This window comes from Pseudomonas sp. Pseusp88 (genome assembly GCF_047303955.1).
In the GTDB taxonomy this organism is placed as follows: domain Bacteria; phylum Pseudomonadota; class Gammaproteobacteria; order Pseudomonadales; family Pseudomonadaceae; genus Aquipseudomonas.
In genome coordinates, this window is the sequence record NZ_JBGLYM010000017.1 from 37,737 (window position 1) to 56,322 (window position 18,586).

The following is an 18,586-nucleotide window of genomic DNA, read 5'->3' on the forward strand; positions in this document are numbered from 1 at the left end:
TCCATAACAACAAAGAGATTTCAGACCATGGCACTTTCCCGCGAACAAATGGCCCAGCGCGTCGCCCGCGAACTGAAGGACGGCTACTACGTCAACCTCGGTATCGGCATCCCGACCCTGGTCGCCAACTACGTACCCGATGACATCGACGTGATGCTGCAATCGGAAAACGGCCTGCTTGGCATGGGCGAATTTCCCACCGAAGAAACCGTCGATGCCGACATGATCAACGCTGGCAAACAGACCGTGACCGCCCGTAAAGGCGCGTCGATCTTTTCCTCTGCCGAATCCTTCGCCATGATCCGTGGCGGCCATGTCGACCTGACCGTGCTCGGCGCCTTCGAAGTGGACGTCGAGGGCAACATCGCCTCGTGGATGATCCCTGGCAAGCTGGTCAAGGGCATGGGCGGCGCGATGGACCTGGTGGCCGGTGCCGATAACATCATCGTCACCATGACCCACGCGTCCAAGGACGGCGAGTCCAAACTGCTGTCGCGCTGCAGCCTGCCGCTGACCGGCGCCGGTTGCATCCGCAAGGTGTTGACCGACCTGGCCTACCTGGAAATCGAAAACGGTGCTTTCATCCTGCGCGAACGAGCGCCTGGTGTCAGCGTTGAAGAGATCATCGCCAAGACCGCCGGCAAGCTGATCGTGCCTGACGATGTTGTGGAAATGAGCTTCTGATACCGCTGTAATATTGGGTCTTCATGCTGCATATGACTGCCTCTTCGGATACGAAGGGGCAGCCTGCGTTTTAACCACAGCCGTTTTTTGCGTCACCTGCCAACACTAAAAAGCTCTCCAAAAATAATTCCAAAGAGGTAACACACGTGGCCGCTGATATTGAAGAAAGCCGCTATGCCCGATTTGCCCTGCGTTGCGCCAAATGGGCCGAACGCTGGTTTCCCGACTCCTGGGTGTTCGCCGCCCTGGCCGTGGTCATCGTCACTGTCGGCACCCTGGCCATGGGCGCCAAGCCCGCCGATGCCGCCAAGGCTTTCGGCGACGGTTTCTGGAGCCTGATTCCCTTCACCATGCAGATGGCCTTCGTGGTCATCGGCGGCTATGTGGTCGCCAGCTCGCCACCGGCAGTCAAGCTGATCGACCGCCTGGCTCGGATTCCAAAAAACGGCCGCTCGGCCGTGGCCTGGGTTGCGCTGATTTCCATGGTCGCGTCGCTGCTGAACTGGGGCCTGTCCCTGGTATTCGGCGGTCTGCTGGTTCGCGCCCTCGCCCGCCGCACCGATCTGAAAATGGACTATCGCGCCGCCGGCGCCGCTGCCTACCTGGGTCTTGGCGCCGTATGGGCTCTGGGTCTGTCGTCGTCGGCGGCGCAGTTGCAGGCCAACCCGGCCAGCCTGCCGCCATCGATCCTGGCGATCACCGGGGTGATTCCGTTCACCCAGACCATCTTCCTCTGGCAGTCCGGCGTCATGCTGGCGGCCCTGGTGGTGATCTCGATCATCGTCGCCTACGCCACCGCCCCCGGCCCGAACAGCGCCCGTGATGCCAAGGCCTGCGGCGTCGACCCAAGCTTCAACCTGCCGCCGCTGCCACCGCGCTCGCGTCCCGGCGAATGGCTGGAATACAGCCCGCTGCTGATCATCCTGATGGTGCTGCTGGCTGGCGGCTGGTTGTTCAACGAGTTCTCGACCAAATCGGCGATCACCGCGATTTCCGGCCTGAACACCTACAACTTCCTGTTCATCATGGCCGGCGCCCTGCTGCACTGGCGCCCGCGCAGCTTCCTCGATGCCGTGGCCCGCGCCGTGCCGACCACCACCGGCGTGCTGATCCAGTTCCCGCTGTATGGCTCCATTGCCGCACTGATGACCACGGTCAAAGGCGGCGACGCCCAGACCCTGGCTCACCATATCTCGACCTTCTTCACCAGCATCGCCTCCCATGACACCTATGCCCTGCTGATGGGCGTCTACTCGGCGATCCTCGGCTTCTTCATTCCGTCCGGTGGCGGCAAGTGGATTATCGAAGCGCCGTATGTGATGCAAGTGGCCAATGATCTGAAGTTCCACCTCGGCTGGGCGGTACAGATCTACAACGCCGCCGAAGCGTTGCCGAACCTGATCAACCCGTTCTACATGCTGCCGCTGCTCGGTGTGCTCGGTCTCAAGGCCCGCGATCTGATCGGTTTCTCCTTCGTGCAATTGCTGGTGCATACACCGCTGGTGCTGTTCCTGCTGTGGTTCCTCGGTACTACCCTGGCTTATTTGCCGCCGGTAATGCCTTAAAAGCAGCTGCAAGCCTTTGGCGGTAAGCCGCTGAAATAGAAACGCCGAGGCCACGACCCTCGGCGTTTTTATTTGTGCATCTGGAATACGATCCTGTAGGAGCAGCCTTGGTGGCGATCGAGTGCGAAGCGCTCGCAATGGACCCAGTGTCTGACCTGATGCCATTGCCCGCAGCCAGCTCCTACGGGATTTCATTTCAAGTCAGGATGTTTGCGCATAGTTGCGCTCAACCCTGCACACTCGCGTAGTAAACCCGCGATACCAATCCTTGCGCCCCTGCTGTCGGACCTCACTGTGCTCGGCGTGATTCTTCCAGGCGGCAATGGCGGCGTCATCGGTCCAGTAGGACACTGTAATCCCCAGGCCATCACTGCCCCGGGCCGATTCAACCCCGAGGAAACCCGGCTGCTCGCGCGCCAGTTCAACCATGCGCTGCGCTGCCTCTTCATAGGTGTGACCGTCATCAGCGACCCGCAGCGAGGTAAAGATCACGGCGTAGTAAGGCGTGGCAAAGGTCGCAGTCAGCATGGCGCACCCTCCCCCGCACAAGCCACAACAAAAGCCGAGACCAGCGGCGGCACATGCCCCTGAAGCGCAGCCTGCTCCGGCTGGAACAGGGTGGCGACGAAGAACCCCGGCCCCGGCAACTCTACCGCCCGCACGCTGCCCACCGGATCGCGCCCGCTGATCAGCATGCCGGACTCTATCAGCGCCGCTTCGACGCCCGGCTTGAGGCCATAACTGCAGCGATAGCGCTCGACGATCTCCCTCCTGCCATAGGCCCTGCCCAGGCGCGAATCAGGCGTGCAGCGAATCGCCGCCGAGGCCTCGACCAGGGCGCAGGCCAAGGGCGTGATAATCGCTTCTTCGGCATCCGGACGGGTCTCGGCGTGTTCCGCATCTTTCCAGCCCAGTACATTGCGCGCATATTCGATCAGTGCATGCTGAAAACCACCGCAGGTGCCAAGAAAGGCCACTTGCTGTTCACGGGCATAGCGAATCGCCCGAAGCGCACCGTCCATATCCCGATAAGGGCTGGCGGGTACGCACCAGATACCGTCGAAACCCTCCAATGCCTGTTCAGTACCAATGGTTTCGGTGCTTAACCACTGCGCCGACAGCCTGACTCCAGCAAGTTTTGCCGCCCCCTCCAGCGCCATGGGGATCGCCCGATGCGCCGCCACACCCTGGTTCTGTTCCCCGATCAACGCCACCCGCACTTCCCGTCCGATGCCGCTCATGTCCCACCCCGATGTTGTATTGGCTGTCTTTCGGGTGGAACTATATGATTGCGCCTGCGCATTAAAAATTGGCATTCAGACAAGTGATCTATGCAGCCATGCACTATCGAATCAACCACTCAGATCTTTGCCTGATCCTCGCCCTGGTGCGGGGCAAAACCCTGGCCCGGGCCGCCGAACTGCTCAAGGTCGATGTCTCCACGGTTTTTCGCTCGGTGCGCAAACTGGAGGCGGCACTCGGCACGTCATTGTTCGAGAAAAACCGCAGCGGCTATCAGCCGACCCAGGCCGCGCTGGCTTTGGCGCAGCAAGCGGAAAGTGCCGAGCAGGCCCTGGAGCTGGCGCAGATCAGCCTCGAACAGGGTCGGGAAACCGTCAGCGGTACGGTGCGCGTGACCTGCGCCGGGACCATGCTGCAAAGCCTGCTGCTCCCCGCCCTGAGCCGCTTCATGCCGCGCTACCCGGCCTTGCGCCTGGAACTGACCACGTCCAGCGCCTTCGCCAACCTCAGCCGTCGCGACGCCGATATCGCCATGCGCCTGACCAGCACGCCGCCGGAGCACCTGGTGGGGAATCGTCTCGGCAGCGTCAGTTTCGTGGTCTGCGCCAGCGCGGCCTATCTGCAACGCTGCGGGCACCGCGAGCTGGCTGCCATGGACTGGATAGCCCCTGACGACTTCCTACCCGATCACGAGACCGTGGCCTGGCGTCGGCAGGCACTCCCTGGCGTGGTACCGAACTACCGCTGCAACTCGATGATCACGGTGACGGAAATGGTCCGCGCCGGTATGGGCGTAGCGGCCCTGCCGGACTTTCTGCTCAGTGATCTGGAGCGCCTGAGCGAACCGCTGCAGGGCTACGACACGGCGCTGTGGCTGCTGACCCGCCCCGATTGCCGCGCCCTGCGCTCGGTGGCGACGCTGTTCAGCGAGCTGACGCGCAATATCAGGTTGTCGGCGCCGCACTGAGATTACGCCGGAACTGCCCCGGCGGCAGACCATTGGCCTGGCGAAAACGCCGGGAGAAGTAGGCTTCGTCGGCAAAACCGCAGGCCTGGGCGATATGGCTGATGGGTTGGGTGCTGTTCATCAGATGGGTGCGGGCCAGGCGCATGCGTCGCTCCAGCACCAGCTCGGAGAAAGTGTGGCCGGTCTCCTTGCGCAACAGGTGGGTCAGGTAGTTGGGCGAGAGAAACGCGGCCGCTGCGGCGTCCTTGAGGGTCATGCCAGGGTCGGCGATATGCTCGCGGATGTAGTCCATCACGCGCCCCAACGCATCCCGGCGCCCGCGCTTGTGCGCCTTGCTCGCCGACAGCGCCCATAGCGGCTCATGAAACAGGTTGCAGACCTGACCGATCAGTTGCAGCAGCAGACCGCGCAGGATCAGTCCCGAACCGAGGTGACGCTCACGGTCGATCTCGCGCATGGCATCGAGCAACTGCAAGACCGCCGCGAAGGCCTGATCGTCGAGAATGAAGTCCAGATGCTCCTGAAAACGGAACGGCGCCAGCTCCGGCGCGTCGTTGATGGACACGTCTTCCAGATCCAGCGGATCGCACTGCATCTGTTGCAGGAAAAACTCCTGAGAGAAGTTGATCAGCACGAAATTGCCGTCTTCCGGATGAGGAATCACATGCAGGCGATGGGGCAGGATAAAGGCCAGGGTATTGCGCGGAAATGGCCGCACGGCGCCACCGATATGCTGCACCGTGTCGCCGCCCAGATTGATCTGGATCTGGAAGTATTCATGCCGATGGGGCGAAGTCAGGGCAGGACGCGCCGACTTGTCGCGGATATAAAAGTCCGGACGGTCGCTGCGTTGCTGCATGTCGTAGGTGGGGACGCGGGATAAATCAACCATCTCTCAAGCTCACTGTGCCCTGACCGGTGCATGGTAGGGCATGAGCCGCAGCGGGACCAACACCGAGGGCCCGTTGGAGCGAGGTTGCCCGCGAATCAGGCGATGCGGTGCATCAAGTACACCCCAGTGAGCCCTTCGCGGGCAAGCCTCGCTCCAACGGAGGGCGGCAATCAGCGAGCACCGATAGTCAGGGAAAACTGACTGACGCCCTCGACCCCGCCGGTCACCACATCGCCCTTCTGCAACGCGCCCACGCCTGCCGGAGTACCGGTGTAGATCAGGTCCCCGGCTTTGAGGCCGACCGACTGGGACAGGTAGGCGATCACATCCTTGACCGACCAGATCTGATCGGCCAGGTCGCCGCGCTGACGTTGTTCGCCGTTGACGTCAAGCCAGACCAGGCCCTTGTCAGGGTGGCCGATACGGCTGGCGGGCAGCAGCGGCGTGGCCGGGCCGGACTGGTCGAAAGCCTTGGCGAACTCCCATGGCCGACCCATTTTCTTGGCCTGGGCCTGCAAATCGCGGCGAGTCAGGTCCAGACCGACGCCGTAGCCCCAGACATGTTCAAGCGCCTGTTCAGGGTCGATATCGACGCCGTCCTTGCCGATGGCCACGATCAGTTCGATTTCGTGATGCAGATCCTGGGTCAGCGGCGGGTAGGCAATGGTGCCCTCGGCCGGGACTACGGCATCGGCCGGTTTCATGAAGAAGAATGGCGGCTCGCGATCCGGGTCATGGCCCATTTCCCGGGCGTGTTCGGAATAGTTACGGCCGACACAGAACACCCGACGAATGGGGAAACGCTCAGAGGTACCTTGTACCGCCAGGGATGGGGTGGCAACGGGGGCAATTACAAAGTCAGTCATGGTCCGTTCTCTTCATTAATGCACTCAAGATGCTTTTTTGTGGTACCGGCTTTAGCCGGGAAAGCGGCGGCGCAGAGCTTAAAAATCCAGCGTATATCCCGGCTCCTTCCCGGCCAAAGCCGGTACCACCACGTCATGGGTGCCATTGTGAATGACCCGCTTTGCACGGGCTTGTACGTAACCACCACACTCTTGGACGAAACAACTCAGCTATGGATCGGCGTCAGCACCGGTTCACCGGCAAAGTAAGCCGTAAGGTTCTTGCCTACCAGCCGCACACTGTCTTCCGACGCCTCAGGCGAGAAACCGCCTACGTGAGGCGACAGCAGCACGTTGTCCAGGGTTTTGAAGGCGTCATCGACCCGAGGTTCGTCGTCGAATACATCCAGGGCGGCGCCGGCGATACGCCGCTGTTGCAGGGCGGCGATCAGGGCGGCGGTGTCGATCACACTGCCTCGGGCAATATTGACCACAAAGCCTTCCGGGCCGAGGGCTTCGAGCACCTGGTCATTGACCATATGCCGCGTTCCGGCGCCGCCCGGGGTCGCGAGAATCAGGAAGTCCGACTCCAGGGCCAGGGCCAAAGCCGACGGGCAATAGTGAAAGTCCACGCCCTGGCGCGGCGAGCGGCTGTGATAGTTGACGGACATGCCGAACCCCAGGGCACGCCGGGCAATCGCCATACCCACGGCGCCGAGGCCAAGAATACCGATGCGTTTGCCCTCGAACGACGGCCGGATCAACTTGCGCCATTCGCCACGGCGCACCGAGGCATCGGCCTGGGCGATGTCCCGCACCAGGGCCAGCAACAGCGACATCGTATGATCGGCCACAGTGGAGGCATTGACCCCGGCGCCGTTGGTCACGGTGATGCCTCGGGCCTCGGCAGCGGGCAACTCGACGTTCTCGTAACCCGCGCCACTGACGCAGATGATCCGCAGGTTGGGCAAGGCATCCATTTCCGCGGCATAGAACCCCAGCGGACCGCGAGTGACTACAGCGACGATATCTTCACGTCGGGTCGCCAGGGCTTCGGCGCGAGCGGCCGGGGTCTGGGCAAGAATCAGGTGGAAACCGCTCTGCTCGAGGATCGGTAAATACGCATTGAGGTTTTCCACCAACACCAGCACCGAGGTTGTCATGCATTGCTCCAGGCAGGGCTAAAGAGGTCACAAAATGTGACAGTAGCGCGACTTAGAGCCCTGGCTCAATCCTGAAATCGATTACCTCCGGCTTTCTTGGCCTGATACATGGCCTCGTCGGCGTATTTGAACAGCTGGGCAAGATCGGCGGCATTGCCGGGGAAGTGAGCAATACCGATGCTCGGCCGGATCGGCCATTCAGTGTCGCCGAACAGCATGGGCGCATTCATTTTCTCGAGGATTTTTTCCGCAACCCGCGCAGCATCCTCGACCTTGCTGATGCGCTCCAGCAACACGGCAAACTCATCACCGCCGATTCGCGCCACAGTGTCGGATTCGCGCACACACTGGCTCAGACGCCAGGCGACCTCCTGCAGCAGCAGGTCCCCGGCGGCGTGGCCGAAGGTATCGTTGACCAGCTTGAATTTGTCCAGGTCCAGATAGAGCACTGCCAGCAAGCCCTGATCGGCCCGGACCCGGTTCAGGGCGCCGAGCAGACGCTCCTGCAGCAACATACGGTTGGGCAAACGGGTCAATTGGTCGTATTGCGCCATATGCTGCAAACGCTCGTGCATCTGCTTGCGCTCGATGGCCGCGGCCGCCTGATTGGAAACAAACTGCAGCAGCTCCTGATCCTTGTCGGTATAGGGCGCGCCGCCGACATGGCTCTTGATCATCAGGGCGCCGATGGTGCCACGCTGGGTATTGAGCGGCACACCCAGCCAGCACAGGGAATCGGCATTGACCAGGCAATTGAGGTGCTGAGGGAGCCGCTCGCGATTCCTCGGGCAAAGCAACAGCGCCTGGCCACTCGCGGCGATTTCACTGGCCAGTGCTCCGGCAGTCGGGTCCTGGCGCGTCGGGTCCTGCTCGTCCACGTGATAGGGAAACAGCAACTGCTCTTGCACGGTGTCGTACAGCGCCACTGAAAAACTCCGGGCAGGCAACAGCTGCGCGATGATCTGGTGCAAATGCTGATACAGGCTCAACAGGTCTTCGGCACTGTTGGCCGCCTCGGAAATGCCAAACAGCGCGACCTGCATCACTTCGGCACGCTTGCGCTCGGTGATATCCCGGGCGACCGCAATGCGCAGACGGTCCACCGCCGACCAGCGCGCCGACCACATGATGTGAACGATGCTGCCGTCCTTGCGCAGGTAGCGGTTCTCGAAGTGCAGCTTGGGGTTGCCGGACATGATGTCCGCCGCAGCGACCAGGGTGCGCTCGCGGTCCTCGGGATGGACCAGTTCGAGCATTTGTCGACCGATGAGTTCGTCGGGGGCGTAACCAAAAATATGCTCGGCCGCTGCGCTGACAAAGACGTAGCGCCCTTCACTGTCGACCACGCAAATGGCATCCATCAACATGTCGACAAAGCCCATCAGGGCCGCGCAAGTGTCTGTTTGCATAATCGGGACTGCCTGGAAAATTGAAGCGTTCACGCGCCCGTCGCATTAGTTGAGCAAACTGCCGGGAATCGATCGCCATAGTGCCCTGTTGCGTGGCTTTCAGCCATCACCCGTGCTGAACAATACCTTCGTCCGCGACACAACTGATCACTGAGCGACAGGCGGCTTGCTGGCCCGTATCGATGCTGCTAATGCTGGTCGCCGCAACGCTTTTGAACGCCAATCAAGGAATATTGCCCTCATGTTGAACGGAACGACCTTCACCGCCTTGCACAAGACGCCGTTGGCCAAAGCCTTCGCCAGCCTGGCCCTGGCTGGCGCGCTGCTTTGCGCGACCCCGGCCATGGCCGCCGAAGCCCCCGGCAAGATCATCAGCAGCAAGCTGGGCCTGCCCTGGCCTGCGGTGATCGGCCATCGCGGCGCTTCCTACGATGCCCCGGAAGAGACCATCGCCTCCTACACCCTGGCCCGTGATCTGGGCGCCGACTACCTGGAAATGGACATCCAGCGCACCAAGGACGGCGTGTTGATCGCCCTGCATGACGACAAACTCGGCCGCACCACCAACATTGCCGAAGTGTTCCCGGAGCGCGCCAAGGATCCGGTCAGCACCTTTACCCTGGCCGAACTCAAGCAACTGGACGCCGGTTCCTGGTTCAACAAGGCCTACCCCGAGCGCGCCCGCCCTGGCTTTGTCGGCCTGAAGATCCTGACCCTGGAAGAAGTCATGGCCATCGCCGACGGCGGTGCCAACAAGCCGGGGCTGTACGTGGAAACCAAGGTCCCGGCGCAGTTTCCCGGCATCGAGGCCGATGTACACAAGGTACTGGAAAAAGGCGGCTGGCTGAGCCAGCGTCCGGCAGCGGCCAAGGGCCATGTCAGCGTCGCCAGCACGCCGGGCCGGGTGATCCTGCAAACCTTCGAAAAACCGAGCCTGGAACTGCTGCAGAAAGAAATGCCCAACGTGCCCAAGATCCTCTTGCTGTGGATCGGTGATGGCTACATGGAAGCCAAGTCCAACGTGGCCTACAAGGATTCCGGCTACAAGGACTACGCCAGTTTCTACGCGGCCCAGGAGGTCAAATCCCCGGCCGAATTCGAAGCGTGGCTGGACTGGGCCAAGGCCCACGGCGCCAACGGCATCGGTCCGGCGTCGAAACTCACCCACGGCGGTGACCAGAGCTACATGGACATGATGAAGCCCTGGATGACCAAAATGGCCCACGACAAGGGGTTGGTGATCCATCCCTATACCGTGGACGACCCGGTCGACTTCAAGGCCCTCAAGGCTCAGGGCGCCGACGGTTTCTTCACCAACCGCGCCTCGGTGCTGCTGAAGTTCTATGGCCGGCCGAGCAAGGACAGTATCGATACCATCCTCAAGCGTAATGGTTACTGAGCCGAAAATGAGAGTCTGAACACGAGACAAGGGCAATTGTGGGAGCGGATTCATCCGCGAAGGGGCCGAAACATCCGACACAAGTGTTGCGTGTAAAACATCGCCTTCACGAATGAATTCGCTCCCGCAATATCTGGCTGCACTCGCCAGCCAGGAAACGTCGCCTCGCGAATAAGTTCGCTCCTACAGCGTCAGACTCTGGTGTAAGCTCGTGCGCTGCTGATTGACCCCTTCGAGAGGCTTATGCGGTCCAACTTCCGACGCTCTACCCTTGCAGCGCTGCGCGGCTTTGCCCTGAGCCCCGATGCAGTCTCGATTCTGCCCACGGCTGCCGACTATCGCCGCTGCCTGCTGGAGAAGATCGCCAGCGCTACCCGGCGCATCTACATCATTGCCCTGTACCTGCAACAGGACGAAGCCGGCCAGGAAATCCTCGATGCCCTGTATGCCGCCAAGACCGCACGGCCAGAGCTTGAAGTCGTAGTCCTGGTCGACTGGTTTCGCGCCCAGCGCGGCCTGATCGGAGCCGGTCGCCAGCCGGGCAACTCGACCTGGTATCAGGCACAGAACCTGGAATACGACCAGGAAGTGCCCGTCTATGGCGTACCGGTGCAGACCCGCGAGCTGTTCGGCGTGTTGCATCTCAAGGGCAGCGTGATCGATGACTGCGTGATCTATACCGGCGCCAGCATCAATAACGTCTACCTGCATAAACTCGACAAGTACCGCCTGGATCGCTACCAGTTGCTGCACAGCCCGGCCCTGGCCGATGCCTTCGAGCAACTGGTGCAGCGCGACATCCTGCCGTCCCGGGCCGTACACCGGCTGGACCTGCCGTCACCACCGACTTCACGCAGCCTGCGCGGCGAGATCAAGCTCTTCCGCAGCCATCTCAAGCGCAGCAGCTACGACACGACGCGTGGCGAGCTGGAAAACGGTGAAATGCGCGTGATCCCGCTGCTCGGCGTCGGCCCGCGCAACCCGTTGAATCGGGCCATCTGCGACCTGATCGCGGCCAGCGAGACGCAGCTGACCATCTGCACCCCTTACTTCAATATGCCCCTGGCGGTGAAACGCGAGATCAACCGGGCGCTCAAGCGCGGGGTCAAGGTCGATATCATCATTGGCGACAAGACCGCCAACGACTTCTTTATCCCACCGGATGAGCCTTTCAAGGTGATCTCGGCGCTGCCTTACCTGTACGAAATCAGCCTGCGCCATTTCGCCCAGAAGCATCAGAAGGCAATCAAACGCAATCAGCTCAACCTGCACCTGTGGAAGGACGGCGACAACACCTTTCACCTCAAGGGCATGTGGTGCGACCAACGCTATACCCTGCTGACCGGCAATAACCTCAACCCGCGAGCCTTCAATCTGGACCTGGAAAACGCCCTGCTGATCGACGATCCCAAGGCAGAGTGGGCCGAACCCCGGGCGGCCGAGCTGGAGCGCCTGATGCAGAACACCCGGCGCGTCGAAAAATACGACGAACTCGATACTCTGAAGGAATACCCGACAGCGGTCAGTACCTTCCTGCGCCGGGTCAGCCGGGTACGTATCGAACGCCTGCTCTATCGGATCCTCTAAGGGTGAGCAAAAAAACCGGCATCCGCGCACAACAGGCGGAAGAAACCCGCGCCCGCATCCTCAAGGCAGCCATCAAGGTCTTCACCCGCGATGGCTACTCGGGCGGGCGCATCGAGCAGATTTCCAGCGAAGCCCAGTCCAACGACCGGATGATCTACTACTACTTCGCCAGTAAAGAGAAACTGTTCATCAAGGTGCTTGAACACACCTACGAAGAATTCAACAAGGCCGAAAGCCAGCTACGTCTGGATGTCTCGGCGCCGGTACAGGCGCTGCAGACCCTGGTGGCTTTCATCTGGCGTTACTACGTCGAGCATCCGGAATTTGTCGCCATCCTCAGCATCGAGAACCTGCACAAGGGCAAGCATGTCCGTCAGTCCGGTGAGCTGCGGCGGCTGTCCGGGGAAGCCGTGGGCGTGCTGCAGCCGATCATCGAAGCGGGTCAGGCCCGGGGTCTGTTTCGCGAGGATATCGACCTCAAGCACGTCTACCTGATGATCGCCTCGCTCTGCTACTTCTATAACTCCAACCTCCACACCCTCAGCTCGTTTCTCGACGAAGACCTCGGCGCCCGCGAGCCGCAGCAGGACTGGTTGGGGTTTATCAGCGACCTGGTGGTGCGTGGCGTGATGAAGATCGGCTGAAATAACAAATCACCTTCCCTGTAGGAGCAAGGCTTGCCCGCGAATGCGGTTTTTTAGCTTGAAATAATGCGTCGAACATACAGGCCTCTTCGCGGGCAAGCCTCGCTCCCACATTAGATCTGTGTTTGCCGCACGACCGCACTATCAATGTGTCCCCGGATTCGCCCGCAGATGCGCAACCTTGTTCTGCAGCCCCTCCCACACTGGCTGCGCCGGAGCGAAGCGGCTACGCAGGTAAGCCGTCAACTCGGCAATCTGGGTATCGGACAGGCTGTCCTTGAACCCCGGCATATAGCCCAGGTCGGGAGTCGCCGGGGTGGTGATGCCTTGCAGGATGACCTTGATCAAATTGTCCGGCAGCAAACTGTGCACATTGCTGTTGTTGCCCAGGGCCGGGCTGACACCAAACAGCTTGGGTCCCTTGCCATCGGCATGACAGCCCTGGCAGGAACCTTCAAACACCCGCCGCCCGTTCTCAAGGGAAAGCGGCTGCGCCTGAGGCACGATTTCAGTGACTGGTTGGGCCTGGGCCGATTCATTGAGGGATGCCAGGTACACCGCCATGGCCCGTACGTCGGTCTTGGGCAGTTTCGCCAGCTCGCTGACCACCGGCCCCATGGGCCCGGCGGCAACGCCGTGCTCGGCGGAGTAACCGCTGCTCAGGTAATTGAACAATTGATCCTCGGTCCAGGGCGTCGGCGCCTTCGACAGGCCGTTGAGCGCCGGGGCTTCCCAACCATCGACCAGGCCACCGGAAAGAAACGCCGCGCCGCCCTTCTGCGCGCCCAGCAAGTTGCGCGGCGAATGACAGGCCGCGCAGTGGCCCAGACCATTGACCAGATAAGCCCCACGATTCCATTGCGCGCTGCGCTCAGGTTGCAGCTGAATCTCGCCCTGACGCAAAAACAGCGTATTCCAGCCCGCCATCAACGGTCGATAATTGAACGGAAAGCGCATGGCATTGGCCTTGGCCGGTTGGCTGACCGGCTCCTGGGTCATCAGGTAGGCGTACAGCGCCTGCATGTCGCTGTCATTGATATTGCGAAAAGCCGTATAGGGAAACGCTGGATACAGATGTCGGCCATCGCGCCCAATACCGTCACGCATCGCTCGTTCGAACGCCGGATAGGACCAGTTACCGATGCCGGTCTTTTCGTCAGGTGTGATGTTGCTGCTATAGAGGGTGCCAAAGGGTGTTTCCATGGCCAGGCCACCGGCGTTCACCGCGCCACCCGGCGCGGTATGGCACACAGCGCAGTCCCCCACGGCAGCCAGCAGCCGCCCCCGCTCCAGGGTCGCCGCCGACCAGGTATCGCTGGCCGGGCGACTGATCGAGGCGATTTCGGCGCGCCAGGGCAAGGCGGTTGCCGCCATGCCGAGGATGGCGCCGAACGCGGCAAATAGCGAACCAGACAGCCATTTCGAACGTCTGCGTTCAGGTGACTGTTGCGGGTTGTCGTTAGCCGTGTCGGCCGAGCCTTTCAGAGCCGCCAGCACCCGCTCGGCGGTGATGGGCAACTCGCGGAAACGAATCCCGGTGGCGTCATAGATGGCGTTGGCAATCGCCGCCGCACTGGGCACCGCTGCCGACTCGCCCGCACCCAGGGGCGGTTCACTCTGGCGCGGCATCATCATGACGTCGATCTGCGGCACCTGGGGGAAGGTCAGGATCGGATAACCGCCCCACTCCTTGCTCGCCACAGTGGACTCCTCGAAGGTCACCCGCTCCTTGAGCACCCGGCTGGTGGACTGAATGACGTTGCCATGGATCTGATGGCGCACGCCGTCCGGGTTGACCATCATGCCGGCGTCATGGCCGATCACCACCCGCGTCACGGAGACTTCGCCGCTGATCTTGTCTACCGCCACATCAGCGACCCAGGCCGCCCAGGCGGCGCCGAAGCCAGGGAATTTACTGTGAATGTAGCGCGCGTAGGCAAAGCCGCGGCCACGCAGGATATTGTTTTCGGCCGGGGTCTGCATCGGCGCAGTGCGCGGCTTCCAGTCGGCACGGGCAGCGGTGGATCGGACCAGCTCGGCCGCACGCTCGTCGTTCAGGTAGCGAAGGCGGTACTCGATGGGATCGACCCCGGCGGCGAAGGCCAGCTCGTCGATATAGGATTCATGGGCAAAGGTATTGGGCAGCGCCGACACCCCGCGCATCCACGACGCGCGGACGATGGGCGACATATCGTTGATGGTGACGCGCATATGCTCGAAGTCGTAGGGCGGGATCGAAGTGCGGTCGCCCATTTCGAACAGGGTCGCCACCGGATCAACCCGCCCGGTCAGCAGCAGCGCCAGGGTCGGCGCACCGTTGGACGGATAACTGGTCTGGAAGTCATAACCAGCCACGCCGCCATCGGCATTGATGCCGCCATCGACCTCCATCAGTTGCGCCGTGCCCTTGGGTTCCCACAGGTGTTCCTGCTCCCGGGTCAGTTGCACCCGCACCGGCAAGCCCACGGCGCGGGACAGTAATACCGCGTCGGCACAGACATCATCGGCGCAGTTGCGCCCGTAGCAACCGGCCGCCTCCATACGAATGATCTCGATGCGCTCTTCCGGGCACTCCAGCAGCCAGGCCAGATCGGCGCGCAGCAGATGGGGGTTCTGCGAGCCGGACCACACACGAATGCCATCCTCGCGATAGTCGGCCAGGGCGCAGGACGGGCCAATGGAGCCGTGGATCTGATAAGGCCATAAATAACTGCGGGTCATGCGCTCACTGGCGTTTTCCAGGGCAGACCCAATATCGCCCTTGTCCAGCACCACCCGCTCGATCCGCGGGTTGTCGCGAATCGCCTGGGCCACGTCGCTCATGTCCGGGAGCTTGTGGTTCCAGTCTTTCCAACTGACCTGCAGGGCCTGGGCCGCCTTGGCTGCCTGCTCCTCGCGCAGGGCGACGATGCCAATAAAGTCGCCTATCACCACGACCTGGACGATGCCAGGGATATGGCTGATGGACGACTCATCCACCGATAACAGGCTGGTGCCGACAAACTCGCCGCTGTCGAGCCCGGCATAGGGCGGACGCACCACCCGACCGTGGAGCATGTCCGGCAGGCGCATATCGTGGACGTAGGTCAGCTCGCCGGTAGCCTTGCCAGGAATATCGACCCGTGCCGCGCCCTTGCCGACCAGCCGATAGTCCTCCACAGCCTTGAGCGGCGCGGTGGTCGAAATACTCAGCTCGACATGTTGACCCGCCACCAGCTCGGCGAAACTCAGGTGCCGACCGTCTTCGCCATGGACGATACCCGCGTCGATGCGCAGGCCGGCGATATCCACCGCCAGGCGCTTCGCCGCCTGTTGCAACAGATAGCGCCGGGCTTCGGCGGCAGCGTTGCGCAAGGGGATCGCGGAGATTTGCAGGGTGGCACTGGCGATGGTTGCACCCTGGTTCGGCACGCTGCCGGTATCGCCCAGGACCATGGTCAACTGGTCCATGCGCAGGTCCAGTTCCTCGGCAACGATCTGCGCCAGGGACGTACGAATCCCGGTGCCCAGGTCGACATGACCATTGAAGCCATAGACCCGGCCATCGTCACAGACGGCAATGAACAGCCCCAGCTCCTTGGGCTTGAGCTGGGCGGTCGCGCCCTTGGCCACGGGGCCGGACGGCGGCTGAATCTGGTCGACAATCAGCAGCACGCCATTACGGGCCAGCAGTTGATCACGGGTAGGCGTTGCTTCAGTCATGGGCGTGGATCCGGGCAAAACGGTTGGCGGGCGGCACGCAGCACGGCCCGAAGAATTTCAATATGGGTGCCGCAGCGACAGAGGTTGGCCGACAGTTCGTTGCGGATCTCGGCTTCGCTGGGATGGGGGTTACGATCGAGCAAGGCCTTGGCGGTCATGATCATGCCGTTCATGCAGTAGCCACATTGCGCGGCCTGCTCATCGATGAATGCCTGTTGCACCGGGTGCGGATATTCGCGGCTGCCGATACCTTCCAGGGTGGTGATCTCGCGGCCCTCAGCCCCGGCCAGGGGAAACACGCAGGAACGTGCGGCGACGCCATCGATCAGCACCGTGCAGGCGCCGCATTCACCCAGACCGCAGCCATATTTCGGCCCGTTGAGCTGCAGATCATTGCGCAGTATTAACAGCAGTGGCGTGTCGGCCATGGCCGTCACCGTGCTGACCTGGCCATTGACTCGCAACGCCAGGGTTTTCTCCGGCGCCAGCCGATGCTCACTCATGCCCCACTCCCCAGTGTTACCGCCCGCACCGTGGCGGTGCGAGGCATTTGATGAAGTAAACACTTCATAAAACAGGCGCAATCAGGGCCGCGCCGTGATTCGCACATTTTGTGTAGTGGTTACTTCATGAAACAAGAGCAGGAACTGTGCCATCTGTAAAATGGCACTGGATCCAGGAGCGATACAGACGTTGTGACCGGGCGTTTACTCGTCTTTGTCGTCGAGCATCTTGCGCAGCAGATAGAGCATCGCCACCCGTTCGCCGGGGTTGAGATTGCTCAGGGTCAGTTCGCTGATGCGGGCGGCATGGGGCACCGTCTCTTCGACCAACAGCCGACCGCTATCGGACAGGCCGACAATGACCTTGCGTCGGTCTTCCGGGTCCGGCTCCAGGGTAATCAGGTCGCGGGCCTTGAGCCGCTCGACGATACCGCGAATGGTGGCCTGGTCCACGGCCGTGGCCTTGACCAGCTCGGTCAGGGAACTGGGGCCCCGATCACGCACAGCACAAAGGGTGACGAATTGCACGGCGGTCAGCTGAGAGTCGCCGACATTCTGTTGGAAGATCGCCATATGCCGCTGGTAGACCTTGCGCAGCAAATGGCCGACCTGCTCGGAAAAAGCGTAAGCGTCTGCGTTAGAGTCATTGTTATTGGGGGACACGATTAGCTCAGTCAACCGGTTGAAGAAGGTGCATACCTTAACCGTGTAGGACCGTTGGAGCGAGGCTTGCCCGCGAAGAGGCCGGTACAGCCGAGACATTTTTGCTGTCCGAGACATCGCCTTCGCGGGCAGGCCTCGCTCCTACGGGGGTCAACCGGCAATTGTCTCCACCACCTGGCCGCCCAACACCACCGCCGAATCATCCAGATAAACATCGCAATGCCGTAGCGGAATATCCATATGGCATGGCGTCTTGCGCGTGCCGCCGACCTCGGTATTGGGCCCGGTGGAGAACAGGAAGTTGCCCTCGAACGCCCGCGCATCCATGCACATGCCGTCGTTCTTGTCGTGCAGACCCATGGCGGTCCATTGCGCACGGGGTTGCAGGCCCCAGCCGATATGGGAAATACCGTAGACCTCGGGGTCATTGAAGTACTTCATGTAGTCGCGAAGATACTCGGCTTCAAAGCCGCCGTGGATCGAGGTGATAAAGCCTTTTTCGATCTCCAGGGTGATTTTTTCCCTGCAGTAGTTCTTGAACGGCAGGAGAATGTCACCGACGTCCACCACCAGCACGCCCTCGGCAGTCTCTTCGTTGGGCCAGGAGAACAGAAAGCCACTGGGCCAGTGATCCCAACGCCCCGGCTCGTCGGCAAAACCGTACTCGGTCACCGACGGGTATTGCCCAAGCGCCGCGCGGAAATCACTGCCTGCCCTGGATTTCACCTGAATCGAGCGCGCCTGTTTCAAGCGCTTCTCGGCAGCCAGCACCCGCTCCTTGTCGGCCAGAGTCGGCAGCATCCGCGCGAGAACTTCCGGGGGTTCCACGGCCAGCAAGATGCGCGTGCCGGTCTTGAGAATCTGCTCCTGCTCCGGGGAATGCAGCAGCATCATGGTGTCGATAACCAGATCTGCCGCTTCCAGGGCCCGTTGCGCGGCGATATTGCCGGTCAGGGCGGTATCGCCGCAGTAGGCGGTCATGTCGTTGCCCATGGCCTTGGGATGATTGAACGATGGCAGCTCCACCGCGTAGACCTTGGCGCCCAGGCGCTGCGCCGCCTCCATGGCCGAACGCACAGTGCGGGCATCGGAATAGTGGCTTTTAAGAACGGCGACACTCTGGGTCGCATCCACCTTCGACAGCGTCAACACGTGTTCGAACATCTGGGTCAGTTGGCAATCGCTGACTGGCATCTTCTTGTCTCCTTCTTCGACTGAACAGTGGCCCCGGCGCGGTGAACATTCGCACCAAAGCAAGGCATGGGCGCATCAGGTCGGTGCGTTTTTATAGTGTACACACCATTTATAAACGATCAGACAT

The 18,586-nt window shown here is 61.6% G+C and carries 16 protein-coding genes; 6 read left to right on the top strand and 10 right to left on the bottom strand.

What is annotated here, in order from left to right:
* The first annotated feature begins 27 nt into the window (after positions 1–27).
* Both ACCD02_RS20095 and ACCD02_RS20100 read left to right on the top strand, forming a co-directional pair.
* A complete protein-coding gene (locus tag ACCD02_RS20095; protein ID WP_259111190.1) occupies positions 28–684 on the top strand; it encodes a CoA transferase subunit B in 657 nt (218 codons plus the stop codon).
* Between the two features lie 146 nt (positions 685–830).
* Positions 831–2,249, top strand: coding sequence for a short-chain fatty acid transporter (locus ACCD02_RS20100; protein WP_413305534.1), 1,419 nt, complete (start codon positions 831–833; stop codon positions 2,247–2,249).
* A 201-nt stretch (positions 2,250–2,450) separates the two neighbouring features.
* Here the strand turns inward: ACCD02_RS20100 and ACCD02_RS20105 are convergent, their stop codons facing one another.
* Positions 2,451–2,777 carry an antibiotic biosynthesis monooxygenase family protein gene (locus tag ACCD02_RS20105; protein ID WP_413305536.1) on the bottom strand — a complete coding sequence of 109 codons (327 nt, stop codon included), beginning with the start codon at positions 2,775–2,777 and terminating at the stop codon, positions 2,451–2,453.
* The gene (locus ACCD02_RS20110) at positions 2,771–3,490 is read right to left on the bottom strand and encodes a CTP synthase (RefSeq protein WP_413305539.1); all 720 of its coding nucleotides are present in this window, start codon (positions 3,488–3,490) and stop codon (positions 2,771–2,773) included. The genes ACCD02_RS20105 and ACCD02_RS20110 overlap by 7 nt, the downstream gene beginning before the upstream one ends.
* Before the next feature lie 98 nt (positions 3,491–3,588).
* Here ACCD02_RS20110 and ACCD02_RS20115 point away from each other — a divergent pair, with 98 nt between their 5' ends.
* Positions 3,589–4,458: a LysR family transcriptional regulator gene (locus ACCD02_RS20115; protein ID WP_413305542.1), complete on the top strand. Its 870-nt coding sequence runs from the start codon at positions 3,589–3,591 to the stop codon at positions 4,456–4,458.
* Here the strand turns inward: ACCD02_RS20115 and ACCD02_RS20120 are convergent.
* The 4 genes from ACCD02_RS20120 to ACCD02_RS20135 form a co-directional block, all read right to left on the bottom strand.
* Positions 4,436–5,350 carry an AraC family transcriptional regulator gene (locus ACCD02_RS20120; protein ID WP_413305544.1) on the bottom strand — a complete coding sequence of 305 codons (915 nt, stop codon included), beginning with the start codon at positions 5,348–5,350 and terminating at the stop codon, positions 4,436–4,438. The two genes, ACCD02_RS20115 and ACCD02_RS20120, sit on opposite strands and share 23 nt — an antisense overlap.
* Positions 5,351–5,520: 170 nt before the next feature.
* Complete coding sequence (locus ACCD02_RS20125; RefSeq protein WP_413305546.1) at positions 5,521–6,216, bottom strand: fumarylacetoacetate hydrolase family protein; 696 nt, start codon at positions 6,214–6,216, stop codon at positions 5,521–5,523.
* A 206-nt stretch (positions 6,217–6,422) separates the two neighbouring features.
* A complete protein-coding gene (locus tag ACCD02_RS20130; protein WP_413305549.1) occupies positions 6,423–7,358 on the bottom strand; it encodes a 2-hydroxyacid dehydrogenase in 936 nt (311 codons plus the stop codon).
* Between the two features lie 65 nt (positions 7,359–7,423).
* Positions 7,424–8,767, bottom strand: a complete 1,344-nt coding sequence (locus tag ACCD02_RS20135) for a diguanylate cyclase domain-containing protein (protein ID WP_413305552.1) — start codon at positions 8,765–8,767, stop codon at positions 7,424–7,426.
* A gap of 241 nt (positions 8,768–9,008) precedes the next feature.
* Between ACCD02_RS20135 and ACCD02_RS20140 the strand changes: the two genes are divergently transcribed.
* The 3 genes from ACCD02_RS20140 to ACCD02_RS20150 all read left to right on the top strand — a co-directional run bounded on the left by ACCD02_RS20140 (position 9,009) and on the right by ACCD02_RS20150 (position 12,397).
* A complete protein-coding gene (locus tag ACCD02_RS20140; RefSeq protein ID WP_413305555.1) occupies positions 9,009–10,166 on the top strand; it encodes a glycerophosphodiester phosphodiesterase in 1,158 nt (385 codons plus the stop codon).
* Between the two features lie 243 nt (positions 10,167–10,409).
* Positions 10,410–11,753, top strand: a complete 1,344-nt coding sequence (gene pssA / locus ACCD02_RS20145; RefSeq protein WP_413305557.1) for a CDP-diacylglycerol--serine O-phosphatidyltransferase — start codon at positions 10,410–10,412, stop codon at positions 11,751–11,753.
* 2 nt (positions 11,754–11,755) lie between these two features.
* Positions 11,756–12,397, top strand: a complete 642-nt coding sequence (locus ACCD02_RS20150; RefSeq protein WP_413305560.1) for a TetR family transcriptional regulator — start codon at positions 11,756–11,758, stop codon at positions 12,395–12,397.
* 144 nt (positions 12,398–12,541) lie between these two features.
* Here ACCD02_RS20150 and ACCD02_RS20155 read toward each other — a convergent pair whose 3' ends face one another.
* The 4 genes from ACCD02_RS20155 to ACCD02_RS20170 form a co-directional block, all read right to left on the bottom strand.
* On the bottom strand, positions 12,542–16,099 hold the full coding sequence (locus ACCD02_RS20155) for a molybdopterin cofactor-binding domain-containing protein (protein WP_413305562.1): 3,558 nt from the start codon (positions 16,097–16,099) through the stop codon (positions 12,542–12,544).
* Complete coding sequence (locus ACCD02_RS20160; protein WP_413305565.1) at positions 16,096–16,602, bottom strand: (2Fe-2S)-binding protein; 507 nt, start codon at positions 16,600–16,602, stop codon at positions 16,096–16,098. Before ACCD02_RS20160 ends, ACCD02_RS20155 begins: the two co-directional genes overlap by 4 nt.
* Positions 16,603–16,806: 204 nt before the next feature.
* Positions 16,807–17,265: a MarR family winged helix-turn-helix transcriptional regulator gene (locus tag ACCD02_RS20165; protein ID WP_413305568.1), complete on the bottom strand. Its 459-nt coding sequence runs from the start codon at positions 17,263–17,265 to the stop codon at positions 16,807–16,809.
* 150 nt (positions 17,266–17,415) lie between these two features.
* Positions 17,416–18,459, bottom strand: coding sequence for a 2,5-dihydroxypyridine 5,6-dioxygenase (locus tag ACCD02_RS20170; protein ID WP_413305571.1), 1,044 nt, complete (start codon positions 18,457–18,459; stop codon positions 17,416–17,418).
* Positions 18,460–18,586: the final 127 nt, after the last annotated feature.